Genomic DNA, 17,406 nt, shown 5'->3' on the forward strand with positions numbered 1-17,406 from the left:
CACCGGCCGGCTGATGCCGGGACGGCGATGGAGCGACGGCCTGCACCAGGCCGTCGAAGCCAAGGAAGGACTTCGCATCCAGCAGGAAAATCAGACTCTCGCCACGATAACTTTCCAGAATTACTTCCGCATGTACAAAAAGCTCTCCGGCATGACCGGAACAGCCGAGACCGAAGCGGAAGAATTCGACAAGATCTACAAGCTCGATGTGGTCGGGATTCCGACCAATCGCTCGCTGCGCCGCATTGAAAATCCGGATGTTATCTACCGCACCGAACGCGAGAAGTTCGAGGCGGTTGTCAAAGAGATCCAGCACTGCCATGAGAAGGGCCAACCCACTCTCGTCGGTACGATCTCGATCGACCGCTCTGAAAAGTTGAGTTCGATGCTGAAGCGCTACGGCATCAAGCACATCGTCTTGAACGCGAAATACCACGAAAAAGAAGCGGAAATCGTCGCCCAGGCGGGCCGCAAAGGCGCCGTCACGATCGCGACGAATATGGCCGGCCGCGGCACCGACATTCTGCTCGGCGGAAACGCGGAATTCATGGCCCGCGACCTCATGCGGAAACGGGAGATCGACCCGGCGGCCGCTACGCCCGAACAGTGGAATGAAGCCCTGGATCACGTGAAGCCGCAGATCGAGAAAGAACACGATGAAGTCATCCAGGCCGGCGGCCTTCACATTATCGGCACCGAACGGCACGAAGCGCGGCGCATCGATAACCAGTTGCGCGGACGTTCAGGACGCCAGGGAGATCCCGGGTCCTCGCGTTTCTATGTCTCGCTTGAAGACGAACTGATGCGGATTTTCGCGGCGGACCGGATTTCCAATATCATGCAGCGGCTCGGCATGGAGGAAGGCGTTCCGATCGAGTCGCGGTTCGTCTCGAAGCAGATCGAAAACGCGCAGGAACGCGTGGAAGGCCAGAACTTCGGCTACCGCAAACACGTCCTCGAATACGACGACGTTATGAACAAGCAGCGCGAGGCCATATACGGCCTGCGCCGCCAGCTTCTCGAAGCCCAGGACCAGAAGGAATATCTGATGGGCATCGCCGACGACATCATGATCGACCTGGTCGCGCAACATGCCAGCGAAAAAAACCACGCCCAGGAATGGGACCTCCCGGGCCTGCAGACCGCCGTCATTCACCAGTTCGGTTTCGATTTCCGCGCCGAAGGCATCGACCCGGACCAGATGGGCTCGAAAGAGATCGAGGAAGTCCTCCTCGCCAAAGCTCACGAGAAATACGATCAGAAGGAAGCGCTGATCGGCTCGGCTCCCATGCGGTATCACGAACGCATGCTCATGCTGCAGATCGTGGACACGCATTGGAAGGATCACCTCCTTGCGATGGACCACCTCAAGGAAGGCATCGGGCTGCGCGGCTACGGCCAGCGGGATCCACTGGTCGAATATAAGAAAGAATCCTACGAGATGTTCGAAGACCTGATGAACCGCATTGAAGGGGACACGCTTCGCTTCCTCTTTCTGCTTCAACCCGTAGAGGAAAAAAAACAGGCCGAACAGATTGAAAGACGGCGCAAGCATGCCGAGTTCGTCATGTCCCAGCAGAGCAGCAACGGCGGCGATGGAGCGCCGCGCCAGGCCAAGCGCGATACCTCGAAAGTCGGACGCAATGATCCCTGCCCATGCGGCAGCGGAAAGAAATTCAAAAAGTGTCATGGGGTGACTGTTTGATCGAAAAGAAAATTTCAGGCGACGCCTACACTTTCGACGACGTCCTGATCGTTCCGCTCAAATCGGACGTCCTGCCCACCGAAGTTCGCACCAATACCCGGCTGACCAATCGTCTCGAATTGAACGTTCCGATCGTGAGCGCGGCCATGGACACCGTGACCGAGTCGCCGCTCGCAATCGCGCTTGCCCAGCAGGGCGGCATCGGCATCATCCATAAGAACATGTCGATCGAAAAGCAGGCTGCGGAAGTCGACAAAGTCAAACGCTCGGAAAGCGGTATGATTGTCGATCCCATCACGATGTCCCCGGACGAGAAGATCGAAGACGCGGTCAAGCTGATGGCGCACTACAAAATCTCGGGTGTGCCGATCACTGAAAACGGCCGCCTCGTCGGAATCCTGACCAATCGCGACCTGCGGTTTGAGACGCGTTTCCATCTGCCGATCCGTGAAGTGATGACGAAGGACGACCTGGTCACGGTTCCTGTCGGAACGACGCTGGAAGAAGCGCAGCGGATTTTACACAAGCATCGCATCGAAAAGCTGCTCGTCGTCGATAAGAACCAGAATCTCAAAGGTCTGATCACGGTCAAGGACATCACCAAAAAGATCAAGTATCCGCTCGCGGCCAAGGACAATCATGGCCGGTTGCGCGTCGGCGCAGCGGTCGGAGCCACCGGCGACTATCTGGAACGCATGGCCGAACTCATTCGCGCAAAAGTGGATGTCGTCATCATCGATACGGCCCACGGGCACTCCACCCGCGTTTTTGAAGCCGTGAAGGAAGCCAAGCGCCGCTTCTCCGATATGGATCTGGTTGCGGGGAATATCGCCACCGAAGAAGCCGCACGCGACCTCATCAAAGCGGGCGTTGACGCGGTGAAAGTCGGCATGGGTCCCGGATCGATATGCACCACGCGCGTCGTCAGCGGCGCCGGCATGCCTCAGATCACAGCGATCCTGGCCTGCGCTCGCGCCACCCATGAAGCAAAAATCCCATTGATTGCCGACGGCGGCATCAAATTTTCAGGCGATATCACGAAGGCTCTGGCGGCGGGCGCGGACACCGTGATGATCGGTTCACTCTTTGCCGGCACCGATGAAAGCCCGGGCGAAACGATTCTCTATCAGGGCCGCACCTTCAAGTCCTACCGCGGGATGGGATCGCTCGGCGCGATGCAGGCCGGCAGCCGGGATCGCTACGGCCAGGATCAGGAAGCGCCCGGGAAACTGGTTCCCGAAGGCATCGAGGGCCGCGTCGCGTACAAGGGCTCGCTTTCCTCCATGGTCACGCAACTGGTCGGCGGCTTGCGCGCCGGCATGGGTTACTGCGGCGTGAATTCAATCGAGGAACTCCAGACCAGAACACACTTCATGAAGATCACCGAAGCCTCCTTGCGCGAGAGCCACGTTCATGACGTGTTTATTACAAAAGAATCGCCGAACTACCAGTTAGACGAGTAAACGTTTATACTACGTCGCTTGGAGGTCCAAACATGAGACGTATCATACCGGTTGTTCTGTGCATCCTGGCATTTTCGGCCATCGCGCTCGCGCAGGCCAGCAGCCCCGACATCGACAAGGCATTGATGCCGCTTCCCGCCAGACTGAAAGCCGCCGCAACGGTCATTAAATGGAAGTCGGACTTCACGTACGACACATTGCGAAAAGGCACGAACCCACTGGTCTGTTACGACCGCTCCGGCCAGCCCGGCCAAAAGGCGTTCGCTGTGGAGTGCACGAGCCTGACGAACCTGAATCGCGTGGCGCAGAGCCTCAAGATCGAAGCCACCGCGGGAGACGCAAAGGCCGTGCGGGCGGCATTCGAGGATCTGGAAAAAGCCGGTAAGTGGACAAAACCGGAATTCGGATCGATCTGGTATCACATGTCCGGAGCGGACGCGGGCCAGGCGAACACGCACCTTACAGTCGCAGTGCCCGGCGCAACCAACAAAACGCTCGGGCTTCCCGAAGACGGCAAACAGGGCGGCACCTGGATCATGAACGCAGGCACATCCGCTGCCCATCTGATGATCAACGGCGAATAAGCCTATCGAATTCAGGCGGCGATGATGAAGTCTCTCATCCTTGGTCTGCTTCTCATCGCCGCGTTTCCCGCCGCGCAAAGCCAGCAGAAGTTCACCGGCACCATCACGGACGACATGTGCCCCGCCGGCGACCATTCCCGCATGCGAATGGGATCGAACGACGCCGAATGCACCATCGCGTGCGTCGATGCCCACGGTGCTCAATACGTTCTCTATGACGGAAAAAACACCTACATCCTGAGCGATCAGAAGTTGCCTGAGAAATTCGCCGGCCAGAAGGTTACGGTCACCGGCACCCTCGACGCAAAAACCCGGACGATCCGGGTCGCCTCCATTATCCCGGCTCGTTAGAGATCCAACTTGCAGCTCCAGGTGCCGGCAAGGTGAATCGCGCCGCTCTTCTTTTGCGTCGACGACAGGTCGGCTTCAACGGTGCCGGAAACCGCTTGGCCACTTGCGCTGCTGATGACGACCGACCCGGATGTGGTGAGCCATTTCTCTTGAATGCCGGGTATGCCTTCGGTGTGAAGCGTGACCTCGACCGGCGTGTCTCCGGCCACTTTGACGGCCGCATCGTATTTCCCGGAGCCGTTGTACGGCACGATCTCGAAGACCACGCTCAGGAATTTCGAGCCCAACCCCGTCGCCTTCCCCGACTGCAAATGAGCGCCGTAATGAAACAGCGTCCCGCCGGATCTCGTGAGATGGCAGTTTACTGAAGCCGTTTTCGGATCCATCTGCGCAGCCATGCTGCCGGTCACGGCAAGATCTGCAGGAGCACCATTGAGGATCGCCGACATCGAGGCCGCGGCGACAATGAGAGCGACGGATTTCGTGAGATACATTGGGCCTCCCCTTTGAAAACTTAAAGACCTGGGACAGACACCGAATCGGAAAAAGCGTGAATTCGGTGTCTGTCCCAAGATCTCCATACGTTCGCTATTTCTTGCCGCGGAACGAACGCTCCGCCGTGTCTTTTGGATCCAGCGAAACAGGTTGATCCCGCCACAGCCAGCGCATCATCTCCGGAAGCATGGCGCCGCCCATATTGTGGCTGTGTACGCCCATGCCCCACGAATAGTTGACGTCGTAGCCTTTTTTGCTCAGCGCTTCCATCAGCCGGACATTCTGCAGAAACCAATCGCGCTGCGGATCGTACTCAATGCTTTGCGCCGTCGTTCCCCGATTGTCGTTACGACCGTCGATCATGAAAATGCGAATCGGCTTCTTCACGCGGCGATCATCACCGGGATATCGGCGCGATAGATAAGGTTGTCGAGCACGTTTTGCGCGCGGTAGTTGCCGTCGGCCTTCAGATACGTCGCGCCGTCATGGAACACCATCAAGGGCACTTCGCGCGACGCATCATAGGCAGCCGGAACATAAATCCAGTAGCTGTGTTCGACACCGGGATACGCTTTGCTCGGCAGCTTGAACGGCCCGCGCACTTCGCCCTTGGGAACGCCTTCACGCGGAAGCGAGTCCGGACCAAGCGTGTAGAACGCATCGAATGGCGACGCGGCCGGCGGTCCGCCCGGAGCGCGCTGCGCTGAAAGCAGTTCAGCGTGCACGATCGTGAGAGCGCACGTCATTCCGATGAGAACCACAACCCGTCGCAATTGCTTTTTCATAGTTCCGCCGTTTTACCATAAAGTAACGCCGATGCCGCAACTGCTTCCACAACTCAATAAGGACGAACAAGCCCGGCTCTTCGAGGAATTGAACTACATGAACATGGAAGAGATCCGCGGCTTCTGTTCTGCGCGCGGCATCCCTTACAAGATTCTTGCGGAGTATCCGGGCGGAAAAGTGAAGGTCACGAAGGACACGGATCGAAAACCGATCATCCTGGCTCGCGTCCGTCACTACTTGAAGACCGGCAATGCCGGCTCGCCGACGCTCATCGCCGCGAAGATTGTGCGTGACGACAATCCACCCGCGAGGCCCGAACATCGTGCGCGGCTGTACTATCGCTGGTATGCGAAGGAGCACACCGGAATTATCCGGAAACTTCAGGAACTCACGGATGGGCAATTCCGCGACGGCGCCGTCGCGAGAGTGATCGTCATGGAGTTCTGGACTCGTGGAGAAGCGCCGACGCTCGAAGAGTTCGCGCGCGCGTGGACAAAGGCGAACGCGGACCGAGACTGGTTGCTCACGGCCGAGTACGCTTACCTTACCGATCTCCAACGCGACCAGGCGGGAAGCGATTGGAAGAGCGTGCGCAAAGCCAAAGCGGCATCGGCTCTACGGACGCTGGCAAGAATTGCCGATTAGTTCCTGCGCAGGAAACATCGACCCGGCTGTACGCGTTCGTGCTTCCATCCGGCCGAGAGACTCCTGTGGAATTTCAGGGACGCACCCCGGCTTTAATTCGGTAATTGTTTGTCTTAGCGAGCGGTTATCAGATCGGCGAGTCTCAGCTTGATGAATGCCTGGCGACTGACTCCAATGCGTCTCGCTTCACGATCGATCGCATCGAGTAGATCTACCGGAAAATCGGCATTTACCCTCTGGAAGACGCGCCCTGGCCGAGTCGACTTTGCAAGGTCGAGGTGAGGCGTGAGATCTTTTCCCACATCGTGCATTTTGTCCAAACGGGCTGCGCTCAGCGCCTTATCTTGCGAGGTAACGCGCTTCTTCCTCGGCGCGCGCGCGCCGGACCGAGATGATGCGTGTTTTTTCATTGCGGTATAAAAATTATACCTTAGCGCGCCTGCGTGGAAACGGCAGGAATCCGTCTGCACGTCGATTTGGGTGGGGCGCACACCTGAATTCCGTAATTAAATTACCTGCTCGAGATGCCTCTCTGGAATCCGGGCACAAAAAGTCAGGCATTCGTTGCAAGGACCGGCGATAAAATGTTCGCCCATGCAGACTCGACTCCTATTCCTCGCTTCGATTGTGGCCCGGCCTGTACGCTCTGTCTTGCTCCGGCAGCCGCCGCCCAGAGTCCGCCGATACACGTCATGGTGTCGAACGGCCTGAAGGCATCCATGGGGGATTTGCGCACGACCTGCGAGGCGAACGTGACATCCTCTGGTTATTCGCTACAACTCCACGGCGGTCATTTCGATCTCAGCGGAGCGGCATTCGGATCGGCGGCCTTTGCAACTACATGGAACATCTCTGAATCGCATCCTAGAAGACAGGTTATCAGCCGCAGATGGCGCGGATGACGCAGATGGTCGCACACCCATCTGCGTTATCCGCGTCATCTGCGGCCAATACCAATCCGCATAATAGGCACCGCAACGGACAACCCGTTCCGGCGGGGACCATCTGAAGGCTTTCGCGAGGATTCCCGCGCCAGAAGCCGCGCCGGCGGCGGCCCCCGCAATCCCTGAAAAGGGCGGAAAAGAAAAATAGAAGGGTCAGACACCGCAGCCGGATGCGCCGGACGATTGCGTAAGCCCGGCGCTCAATATGTTTGACACGGTGATTCCGCTGTTGTATTCATTCACCACGTTTGGGGTAATAGAAGGTTTTAGTTGGAAACGCTTTGGGGGAACTCGGGTCATGAGAAAAGTCGTACGGTGTCTCATCGTGGTAGTGTGCGTTGGTTTGTCAGTTGGTCTGTCGACGGCTGCATTTGCTCAAACAATTAATGCCAGCCTGAGTGGAACCGTGCAGGACAGCACACAGGCATTGATTCCGGGTGTAACGATCACCGCGACGAACACCGAAACAGGAGTCACGGCAACGACGGTAACCAATGAAACCGGCGTCTACAACTTTTCCAGTCTTCAGCCCGGGAGATCCTATTCGGTAAGCGCGGAACTACCCGGTTTTCGGACCAAGCTCGTCAAGGACGTGGCACTGGGGAGTGCGCTGCAGGTACGGCAGAACTTCGTCCTGGAAGTGGGTGAAACAGCCTCCACTACCGTTGATGTGAGCGCCGCAATCGATTCGACGCTGGCCACGACGACTGTATCGGTCGGCAACGATCTTTCGGGAGACAAAGTGCGGAACCTTCCGCTGGTCGGCAACAATGTGCTCGATATGATTAACATCATGCCGGGGTACACTCCACCGCCGACACTCAACAATTCGACGGTCGCGGCCCAGGCCACTCTCTATGGCCTGTCGGTCATGTCGGTCAATACGACAATGGACGGCATCAGCGTCCAGGACAGCCGGTACGATCTGGGCATCAATTCCGCAACGCACATCAATCCGGATCTGGTTGACGAGATCCGTCTGATCGTGTCGCCTGCGGATGCGGAGACCGGCCGCGGTTCAGGACAAGTGCAGATTCTGACAAAGTCGGGAACGAACAAATTCTCCGGCCACGCGTTCTGGAACGTGCAGAATCCAGCGCTCAACGCCAATACCTGGAGCAACAACCGGACCGGTGTCAAACCGGACTGGTTCAACCAGCAACAGTACTCCGTGAGCTTCGGCGGGCCGATCGTCAAGAACAAGACATTTTTCTTCGCCCTGTATGAAGGCCAGAAGATGAACTCCCGCTCCCTGGCTACGGCAACGGTGATGACGGCGGAGGCGCGGAAGGGCAATTTCAGGTTCTTTCCCGGAATCGCCAACGGCAACACCGACTCCGCGACTACCTGCACGGGCGCCACGCCGACAGCGCCGGTCGTCGATCTGCTGGGCAATCCGGTTGCGCTCAGCAGGCTTCAAGCGGCCTGCCCGGGTATCACTGCGTTGGGCCCCATGCAAACCGTCAGCGTTTATGGCCGCGACCCCAACCGGCTGGCGCTCGACTCGACCGGGTACGTTCAGCGCGTGATTAACAGTATGCCGATGCCGAACTACTTTGGCGGCAGCGGCGATGGCCTGAACCAGGCGCAATTCCGCTGGATCCAGCATGGAGACAGTCTGATCGGAGGCCAGCAGGGACTGGAACCGGACGTCAACCGAAACCAGGTCAACGTCAAAATCGACCACAACTTTAATGCCCGAAACAAACTGACGTTCAGTATCAGCGATGAGCGCCGTCATTCCACGACGGCTCGAGCGGTATATCCGACCGCGGAGCAATGGGCAGGCCACACCGAACGTCTGCCCCGCGTGATCACATCGCAGCTTACGTCGACGCTGTCTCCAAGGATCGTCAATGAGTTCCGTTTCGGGTTCCAGCGGACGAAAGGCGGCACAACGTACCCCTATGACGACCCTGCAACCAAAGACGCGATATTCAAGTACCTGCCGGTCATCAATGGAGTCCCGCTCATCGGCCTGCCCCTGACCTACAGCTCCAATGCGCTCAATCCCGGCTTGAACACCAACATCAGCACGAACCACCTGACTTCGTTCGCCGACACGCTGAGCTTCCTTAAAGGAAAGCACGCATACAAAGGCGGCGTTGAAATCCGGGCGCTTTCCGCGGCAGGCTATAACTCCGCGAACGGCATACCGCACGCCATCGGCGGCGCCGGAACCATCGCGGTGCAAGGGTTTACGCCGGCACTCATCCCCGGCCTCATCGGCAGCACGACGACCGGCACTATTGCCGGAGCGCAAAACCTGCTGCTCGCCCTGAACGGTTCCATCAGCAGCGTCAGCCAGGCGTACATCCTCACCAGTGCGAAGCAGACAAATAACTATGTGGGATACGCCCCCAACGATTCGACGAACGAATTCAAATATCGGGAATACGACCACAATGAAGTCAGCCTCTTTTTCAAAGACGACTGGAAACTGCGGCCATCGTTGACGATCAATCTCGGCGTGCGCTGGGAGTATTACGGAGTGCCATGGGAAGCCAATGGTCTGCTCGCATCGGTGGTAGGCGGCGGCCTGGCGGGAGGATTTGGCTATACCGGGACCGGCTGGGCGGATTGGGGGAAGTACGGAGCGCAGAACGGTGCTCTGACGACGGTCCAATTTGTCGGCAAAAATTCGACTCATTCCGGACAACAGCTCTACAACACCGATTGGAACAACTTCGGCCCGAATGTAGGTTTCACCTGGTCGCTCCCATGGTTCGGAAAGGATAAAACCGCGCTGCGAGGCGGTTATGGCGTCAGCTACCAAACCGGAGTCACGCCGATCGATCTCGACACGTTTGTGTCGACACTGCCTGGCTTGAGCGATACACCGCCAAGCGCATTTGCCGCAGCGACGAACCTGACGAATGTCAGTTTACCGGTCGCGGAGCCGAACAAACCGCTTCAGCCGCTCCCGCTCAATCAGCGAAACCAGTCGGTCAGTCCTTTCGATCCATCCTATGTGAGCCCGTATGTTCAGAATTTCAATCTGGCCGTGACCCGCACAGTACAGAGAAACCTGACAGTCGACGTTCGATGGGTGGCGACTCGAGGCGTGAAACTGCGCGGGCAGGAAAATCTCAATCAGGTGAACTATCTGAACAATGGATTGCTCGACGCGCTGACGGTGACGCGGGCCGGCGGCGAAGCGCCGCTGCTCGACACCATGTTTGCAGGCGTCAACGTCGGCGGCGCGGGCTTCGGACCTGTCGGAACGACGTTAAACGGCGTGGTGCAAAGAGGATCGGATGAACTGCGTGGAAATACCACCTTCAGAACCAATATCGCGAACGGCAACTTTGCCGCAGTCGCGAGTTCGATCAACACATCCCTGTTGAACGCCAGTGCGGGCGCCGGCGGCCTGCTGGGCCCCGAGCCTGCGAACTTCATCACGAACAACCCGCAGTTCCTCAATGTGAATTTGCAGTCGAATCCGGGCAGCTCCATTTACCACTCGCTGCAAACACAAATGACGCTGCGGCCGGTCCAGGGGATCAGCTACCAGGCAACTTACTCGTTCCAGCGCGGCATCGACAACTTCGGCAGCGGGACCAGCTGGCTGAACGTACTCAACAGGAATCTGGACAGGACGGTCCAGACCACTTCCCATAAGCACGACTTCAGAATCAACGGCACGTTCGAGTTGCCGGTCGGGCCGAACCGGTTGCTGCTCCGCAACAGTTCCGGCGTTCTGGCGCGGATCGTCGAGCAATGGAATGCCAGCGCGATCGTCAACCTGGTTTCCGGAAGCCCCTTGAGCATCACCGGCACGAACACCTACCTTGGAGGAGGCCATCCCGACGTCGTTGGAGCGCTGGATGTCCTTAAACGCGGAAAGGCCGCGATGACCTCGCTCTTCCCGACGTACTGGCCTACGGGTACCTTCACCGTCATCAGCGACCCGCAGTGTGCCGCAGTCACGGCCCTGCAGAGCACTCAGGCATCGTGCACCAACAATGCACTGGCGGATGCGTCAGGCCACCCGCTGGTGGTGAATTCTCAACCCGGAAAGCTTGGCAACCTCGGCAACGGCGCTCTCTATGGACCTGGAACGATCCGGTTCGATTTGAGCGCCGCCAAGACGGTGAAAATCGGTGAAACCAAGAGCGCCCAGGTCCGGATCGACGCGACCAACGTGTTAAACCATCCCTTGATGGGCAATCCCAATCTGAGCATCAACTCAAACACCTTCGGCCAGATCACGACGGTGACGGGATCCCGGACGTTCCAGGGAACGTTGCGTTTCAATTTCTAAGAGCGGGGTGTGTTTTTAGCCGCAGATGACGCGGATTACGCAGATGGGGCGCAAAAAGGGACTTATGATGCGCCCCATCTGCGTAATCCGCGTCATCTGCGGCTAAACCACCCTTCGACGCGCAGCCTAAAGAATTGACATAACAGAGTGGCGGTGCTACGTTTCAGGTCGTTGAATACCTATGCATAAAGCCTATCGTTTTCTTCCGTTACTGACCGTGATGCTGGGCTGTCTACCGGCCTTCGCGCAACCTACGCGTCCGTCGACTCCTCCCGACATAACGGGGGAATGGCGGCTGGACAACGACGAGGATGAAGCCCCCGGTATCGGGGGACAGCCTACCCTGGGCGACTATCTCGGGATACCGCTCAATGAAGCCGGCCGAATGCGCGCCGACACTTCCGCGGAGTCGATCTGGGGAACTCCGGAATATGTGTGCCGGCCGCAGACCGCCCCTCACCAGTGGCGGGCGCTCGGAGGAGCACGCATCCTGAAGGAGGAAGACCCTCTTTCCAGGGACATCAAGGCCTATCACATCCAGTTCATGCGGTCTCTCGATTGGCCCATATATATGGACGGGCGGCAGCATCCGCCGGCGTGGGCGCCGCATAGCTGGTCGGGTTTTTCGACGGGTGAGTGGGTCGGAAATACTTTGAAGGTGACGACCACCCACCTGAAGGATGGCTATCTACGTCGCGGTGGTCCACAAACCAGCGACCTGTATCAGATGATTGATTACATCACGCGGCACGGAGACATCCTGTCGATTGTCACCGTCATCGATGACCCGGTCTACGAAGACGAACCCTTTGTGCAGTCCACCACGTATGCGTATGACTTGACGGCGACGACCAACTGGGAAACCTGCAATGGATCCGAATTCGCCGAAAGCGGAGGGACCGATCCGCACTGGGTGCCCCATTTCCTTCCCGGCCAGAACACAGCGCTGACAGAGTGGTTGAAAACCGCGCCCTGGATTCCTGAAGAACCCACAAGGGGCGGCGTGAAAACCCTCTACCCGGAGTATTTGCCGGCGTTGAAAGGTGCGGCCAAACTCAACGACGTGAGGGTTCCGGTGTCCCGCTCCGCCGTTGCGATCGATAAGAGCATCGCGGACGAAAGCCCCAAAGACGGGCAAGTCCATATCCTGCCCGTGCAGGGCAACGTCTACATGCTGATTGCCGATGGCACCAACATCACCGCGTCGGTTGGTTTGGATGGCGTCACGGTGGTGAACACGGGTTCGGCACAGATGTCCGATAAAGTGTTGGCTGCCCTTAAACAACTTTCCACGGCTGTTGTGAATCCTCCCGCCCCGAACAATTGTCTTGGCATCAATTGCCCTGGGACGATGGGATGGGCCAGTGCTTACATGGGCGCCTTCATCAGCTCTACCGCGCCGCCAAAGCCGATTCGCTACGTTATCGACACCAGCGGGGCGCCGGAGCATATCGGCGGTAATCAGAAACTTGCCAGCGCCGGATTTTTTCCTCGCTCAACAGGCGGCTTCGGGTCCGCTGTCGAAAGCGTCGGCCGGGTGGCATCGATCATCTCGCATGAGAACGTGCTGAGTCGAATGAGCGCGCCGGCCGGCAAGACACCGGCGGCGCCATTGGCCGCTCAGCCGACAGACGCATACTTCGGGGAATTCCATAAGCTTCCCGAGTATTTCAATGGAGAGGCAGTAATCCTCTATTATGAGCCGGCCGCAAATACGGATGGCGACAGCATCGTATTTTTCCGTCACTCTGAGGTCATCAGCGCCGGTAATATCTATTCGACCGTCAGTTATCCGGTCATCGAGCTGGACAAGGGCGGCACCATTCAGGGCGTTATCAAGGGCCTGAATCATATTCTCGACCTGGCGGTGGCCGAGTACAGGGGGCAGGGTGGTACCTGGATTATCCCCAGTCACGGCCGGCTGTCGGATACAGCCGACGTGGCGGGCTACAGAAACATGCTGACGATGATTCGAGACCGCGTGCAGGACCTTATTAATAAAGGCATGACTCTCGATCAGGTGAAGGCAGCCAAGCCGACGATGGACTTCGACGGGCGTTACGGATCGAACACTGGTTCCTGGACTACATCCATGTTTGTCGAAGCTGTTTATAAGAGCCTAAAGGAGACAAAATAATGCGGAAACTACTGCTGCTTCCTATAATCGCGGCGACCTTGCTGACAGGAAGCGCCCTCTATGGTCACCATTCCTACGCCGCAACATACGACGTCACCAAGGAAATCAAACTCGAGGGAAAGCTCGTCCAGTTTGTTCTCCGGAATCCGCATACCTACGTGACCATGCAGGCGCCGGACAGCAAGGGAGTGACGCAACGATGGTCCATCGAGTGGGCCGGCAGCGCTCAACTCGGCAGCCAGGGCATCAAGCAGGATACTCTGAAGATTGGCGACGAGATCACCGTCGTCGGACGTCCATCGCGCGTTCCCGGCGAATTCCGGGCGCTTCTGGTAAACCTGAAGCGGCCTTCGGATGGATTCACCTGGGGTTCCCGCACGGGCGAACAGGTTGACTAAGCGGACGCGTTCGGAGTGAAAATGAATTTTGAAATACTACAAAAGCGCGCGGCCGTGTACACCCTGTTCGTTGCTGCATTCCTGCTCCTGAGCCCGGTAACAGGCCGTGCACAACGAGGGGGTGGCGGTGGCCGCGGCGGCGCGGGGGGTCGTGGCGGAGCTGGGGGTCGTGGCGGAGCTGGGGGTCGTGGCGGCGGGGGTGGCGGTCGCGGAGCTGGGGGCAAGCAGAATGCCCCGATCGATCTCACTGGCTACTGGGTGGCCGTCATCAGCGAAGACTGGGAATTGCGGATGATCACTCCGCCGAAAGGCCAGTTCACTTCCCTGCCGTTGAATGCCGAAGGGCGCCGCGTTGGAAATGCATGGGATCCGGCCAAGGATGAGGCGGCAGGCGAACAATGCAAGTATTATGGCGCCGCCAGCATCATGCGAATCCCGGGCCGCCTGCACATCACCTGGGAGAACGATACGACGCTCCGCGTCGACACCGATGCGGGAACCCAAACCCGCCTGTTCCATTTTGGTCCAGCCGCCCCAGGTGCGGCGGGAGAACCATCATGGCAAGGATATTCGTCCGCGCAATGGGAAACCGGTCCTGGTGGAGGCCGCGGGGGAGCCTCGTCAGGCGGCGGACTGAAAGTAGTAACCAACAATCTCCGCCCGGGTTATTTCCGGCGGAACGGTGCACCCTATGGAAAGGATGCCATCGTCACCGAGTACTTTGATCTCAACACGCTGCCCAATGGCGATAAGTGGTTTACCGTAACAACGAAGGTCGAAGATCCTCAATATTTGAGCCGTTATTACCTGACGACCTCGGACTTCAAGAAGGTCCCGGACGCTACTGGTTGGAATCCCACGCCCTGCTCGGCAAAATAATCCTCCCCGCCTGAAATAGAGGCCCGCGCTGTCACGGTCGCGGGTCTACCCCGTTTCGTTTTGCAACATACTATGTTGTCCGTTTCCTTCCCTGGCCCAGCCTTATCACGCCTATTGAACGACTTACAGATCAGGCGGGATGGGCAAAGACGTGCCAATAGAGGCTCGCGCGAGGAGGAACACGTTGGCGAAACGGCGAAATTCACAAAATGGCTTCACGCTCCTGGAAATGGCGTTCGTCATGTTGATTATCGGCGTGATGACCATGATTGCGGTGCCCCAGACGAAAGCAGCGTTAAAGGGCTATCACCTGGGGGCAGCGGTACAGGCTGTGTCCGGCGCCATTCAAGGTGCGCGTTATTCAGCAATTTCGCACGGCGCAACATATAACGTCGCATTCGGCCAGACAACATTCAACTATCAAGTCGGCACCAAGGTCGCTCCAGCAACAACGTTTTCCAATGTCGGCAATCCCATTCCATGGTCCACCAGTAACGACGTTACTCTGAGTCCCTCAACTACTTTGGAGTTTTCTCCCGGTGGAACCGTCAAGGCGACGACGGGCACATTGAATTTGACTCTGACGGATGGGACGAAGGTGGAAACAATTACCGTTTCGGAGGTTGGGAACATCAGTGTCAGTCCCTAACAACCCGGACAATTCCGGATTCACTCTTATCGAGGTCTCCATCGCAAGCCTGATTCTGATATCTGCCTTGCTCGGAGTCGGCCTGCTGATAACGAAGATGACATTGGGCGCTTCGACATCAAAGGACATGAGCTCGGCTGCGGTCCTGCTTTCGGAGAAGATCGAAGACCTCAACCGCTGGGACGTGGATGATCCACATATTTGCGTGCCCGCCGGGCACGCAAATGCGGGCAGCCTGACTGCTGATATTACCCAGACCACGACGTGTTCTCAGGGCGCCTCCGCAAGCATCAGTTACGATGACGACGTTTATCCGAATCTGACAGACGGCAGCAACGTCTGCCCCGATCCGAGCGCGGGTTGTTTTGCAGAAACCGTGTCTTCAATGGTTGGGGGCAATCCCGTCTACACCACAACCGTTCACTCTCCGAATGGGATCCTTCAAACGACGAGCAGCAGCAGCCCCCCGACGGGAGCGACATTCCATCGGCGCTGGATCATCGAGGCAGACTCGCCAATTACCGGCGTCCGGCGGGTCACGGTGACTATTAGCAATCCCACTGCTACGCCTCCGGTTTCCTTTCAGATGACGGCGGTACGGCCATGAGAAAAATATCCGGCGCGGAAGCGGGTTTCACGTTAATCGAACTGGTTGTTGCCATGGGTTGTTTCCTGACGATTACCGGGGCCGCCTTTGACTTGTACATGCATCAGCAAACCGCCTATCTTCGAACAGAAGGCCAGGTCGGAGTGAATATCGCGCTCCGGAATGCAACCGCTCAGTTGCAAATCGATCTATCCAATGCCGGAACGGCCTACTTCCAGGGAGCGAATATTCCTGCCTGGCCCGTAGGCGTTACCATTGTGAACCGGGTTGTGTCAGGCGGGTCCTCCTGCTACGACGCGACCGCGTTTTCTTATACCTCCACCTGTTTTGATTCGCTGAACATCATCGCAGGGGCGCCTCCGGCAACTTACCCGCCGATCAACAGCACAGACAGCACAGGCGGCAACGTCGCGACAAATTGCACGGATACATCTACCGGAGTGGCTTATGGTCAAGCGGCGCCGGGCCTGACGCTGGCACAAACCGCGGCCAACTATAAGGCGGGGGACAATTTGCTCCTGCTGACCGCGAACGCAAAGAAAATGACCACCGTTGTGCTCTCAGAGGCCCCGGTTGTTGCAGGGAGCGCGCTCGAGTTTTTGTTTAATGCCACCAGAGCCGACGGGACCAACAATCTGGCAAACGATCCTCTCGACATTGCGGCGTGCGACGGTCAGACCTGCCCCACTCCGAATAATTTCGGCAATCAGTTCTGTGGCGCCGACTGGATCATCAAACTGGCTCCCATCACGTATCAGGTGGACTCATCCAATCCCTCTGATCCCAAACTTACCAGAACGGTCAATGGAACGGCTTCGGTCGTCATGGATCAGGTGATCGGCTTCAAGTTGGGAGCAACAATCTGGAATAATGCCACCGATACGGTAAGCACCCAATATAACTACGATGCCTCCAGTTACAGCAGCCACACGATTGGCGATCAAGGATGGAACTTTACTCTGGTACGTTCCATCCGGATATCCCTGATCGGCCGGACGGCGCCCAATTTCAGTCCGAATTACAGCTTCCGGAATGTCTTCGATCACGGTCCCTATCAGGTTGAAGGTATTTCTCTGGTCGTAAACCCTCGCAATCTGAGCATGAATGACTAGAAACCAAAGAATGAAATCAGTTTCGATAACCGGAAGATCCAGCTGCCGGGAAAGCGGCATCGCGCTGGTGACGACTTTGATGGTGCTTTCCATCATGATCGGGTTGTCTCTCGTGATGTACCTGTCTGTCAGTTCGGACATGCTCATCAACAATTACTACAGAAACTTTCGAGGCTCGTTCTATGCGGCAGATTCGGGGCTGAACATCGCGCGGGCTATGCTGGTCAATCAGGTTCAGGTTCAGGTCCCTGCCTCCTTTGCTGTACCGCCGCTTGCGAATCCGGCTCTGGTCGGGTCGACGGCAACGACAAACCTGATGAATACTTATGGAAGCACGACATCGTTGGCCGCCGGCAGCGGAACGAATTCGTGGCCTGAAAGCTTTCA

17 protein-coding genes are annotated in these 17,406 nt (G+C 57.6%); 13 read left to right on the forward strand and 4 right to left on the reverse strand.

What is annotated here, in order from left to right:
- The 4 genes from VGK48_21350 to VGK48_21365 all read left to right on the forward strand — a co-directional run.
- Positions 1-1,705 (forward strand): SEC-C metal-binding domain-containing protein (locus VGK48_21350; protein ID HEY2383729.1); only part of this gene is annotated, 1,705 nt, incomplete at its 5' end.
- Positions 1,702-3,168, forward strand: coding sequence for an IMP dehydrogenase (gene guaB / locus VGK48_21355; protein HEY2383730.1), 1,467 nt, complete (start codon positions 1,702-1,704; stop codon positions 3,166-3,168). The genes VGK48_21350 and guaB, both read left to right, overlap by 4 nt.
- A gap of 32 nt (positions 3,169-3,200) precedes the next feature.
- Positions 3,201-3,752: a hypothetical protein gene (locus VGK48_21360; protein ID HEY2383731.1), complete on the forward strand. Its 552-nt coding sequence runs from the start codon at positions 3,201-3,203 to the stop codon at positions 3,750-3,752.
- A gap of 21 nt (positions 3,753-3,773) precedes the next feature.
- On the forward strand, positions 3,774-4,103 hold the full coding sequence (locus tag VGK48_21365) for a hypothetical protein (GenBank protein HEY2383732.1): 330 nt from the start codon (positions 3,774-3,776) through the stop codon (positions 4,101-4,103).
- Here the strand turns inward: VGK48_21365 and VGK48_21370 are convergent.
- The 3 genes from VGK48_21370 to VGK48_21380 all read right to left on the reverse strand — a co-directional run bounded on the left by VGK48_21370 (position 4,100) and on the right by VGK48_21380 (position 5,383).
- Entirely contained in the window at positions 4,100-4,597 is a 498-nt protein-coding gene (locus VGK48_21370; GenBank protein HEY2383733.1) for a hypothetical protein, read from the reverse strand. The genes VGK48_21365 and VGK48_21370 overlap by 4 nt on opposite strands.
- 94 nt (positions 4,598-4,691) lie before the next feature.
- A complete protein-coding gene (locus VGK48_21375) occupies positions 4,692-4,985 on the reverse strand; it encodes a hypothetical protein (protein ID HEY2383734.1) in 294 nt (97 codons plus the stop codon).
- The gene (locus VGK48_21380) at positions 4,982-5,383 is read right to left on the reverse strand and encodes a hypothetical protein (GenBank protein HEY2383735.1); all 402 of its coding nucleotides are present in this window, start codon (positions 5,381-5,383) and stop codon (positions 4,982-4,984) included. The genes VGK48_21375 and VGK48_21380 overlap by 4 nt, the downstream gene beginning before the upstream one ends.
- 31 nt (positions 5,384-5,414) lie before the next feature.
- Here VGK48_21380 and VGK48_21385 point away from each other — a divergent pair, with 31 nt between their 5' ends.
- Positions 5,415-6,029 carry a hypothetical protein gene (locus VGK48_21385; GenBank protein HEY2383736.1) on the forward strand — a complete coding sequence of 205 codons (615 nt, stop codon included), beginning with the start codon at positions 5,415-5,417 and terminating at the stop codon, positions 6,027-6,029.
- 113 nt (positions 6,030-6,142) lie between these two features.
- Here the strand turns inward: VGK48_21385 and VGK48_21390 are convergent, their stop codons facing one another.
- A complete protein-coding gene (locus VGK48_21390; protein HEY2383737.1) occupies positions 6,143-6,340 on the reverse strand; it encodes a CopG family transcriptional regulator in 198 nt (65 codons plus the stop codon).
- 931 nt (positions 6,341-7,271) lie between these two features.
- Between VGK48_21390 and VGK48_21395 the strand changes: the two genes are divergently transcribed.
- The 8 genes from VGK48_21395 to VGK48_21430 form a co-directional block, all read left to right on the forward strand.
- Positions 7,272-11,237 (forward strand): TonB-dependent receptor, encoded by a 3,966-nt coding sequence (locus VGK48_21395; protein HEY2383738.1) that lies wholly within the window; start codon positions 7,272-7,274, stop codon positions 11,235-11,237.
- Between the two features lie 181 nt (positions 11,238-11,418).
- Positions 11,419-13,374, forward strand: a complete 1,956-nt coding sequence (locus VGK48_21400) for a hypothetical protein (protein ID HEY2383739.1) — start codon at positions 11,419-11,421, stop codon at positions 13,372-13,374.
- Positions 13,374-13,772 carry a DUF6152 family protein gene (locus VGK48_21405; GenBank protein ID HEY2383740.1) on the forward strand — a complete coding sequence of 133 codons (399 nt, stop codon included), beginning with the start codon at positions 13,374-13,376 and terminating at the stop codon, positions 13,770-13,772. The genes VGK48_21400 and VGK48_21405 overlap by 1 nt, the downstream gene beginning before the upstream one ends.
- A gap of 21 nt (positions 13,773-13,793) precedes the next feature.
- Positions 13,794-14,651 carry a hypothetical protein gene (locus tag VGK48_21410; GenBank protein HEY2383741.1) on the forward strand — a complete coding sequence of 286 codons (858 nt, stop codon included), beginning with the start codon at positions 13,794-13,796 and terminating at the stop codon, positions 14,649-14,651.
- A 184-nt stretch (positions 14,652-14,835) separates the two neighbouring features.
- Complete coding sequence (locus tag VGK48_21415) at positions 14,836-15,300, forward strand: GspH/FimT family pseudopilin (GenBank protein ID HEY2383742.1); 465 nt, start codon at positions 14,836-14,838, stop codon at positions 15,298-15,300.
- Positions 15,287-15,907, forward strand: coding sequence for a hypothetical protein (locus VGK48_21420; GenBank protein HEY2383743.1), 621 nt, complete (start codon positions 15,287-15,289; stop codon positions 15,905-15,907). The genes VGK48_21415 and VGK48_21420 overlap by 14 nt, the downstream gene beginning before the upstream one ends.
- Positions 15,904-17,019 (forward strand): hypothetical protein, encoded by a 1,116-nt coding sequence (locus VGK48_21425; GenBank protein ID HEY2383744.1) that lies wholly within the window; start codon positions 15,904-15,906, stop codon positions 17,017-17,019. Before VGK48_21420 ends, VGK48_21425 begins: the two co-directional genes overlap by 4 nt.
- A 10-nt stretch (positions 17,020-17,029) precedes the next feature.
- Positions 17,030-17,406 (forward strand): hypothetical protein (locus VGK48_21430; GenBank protein ID HEY2383745.1); only part of this gene is annotated, 377 nt, incomplete at its 3' end.

The sequence above is a fragment of the Terriglobia bacterium genome, from assembly GCA_036496425.1.
Lineage (GTDB): Bacteria > Acidobacteriota > Terriglobia > 20CM-2-55-15 > 20CM-2-55-15 > 20CM-2-55-15.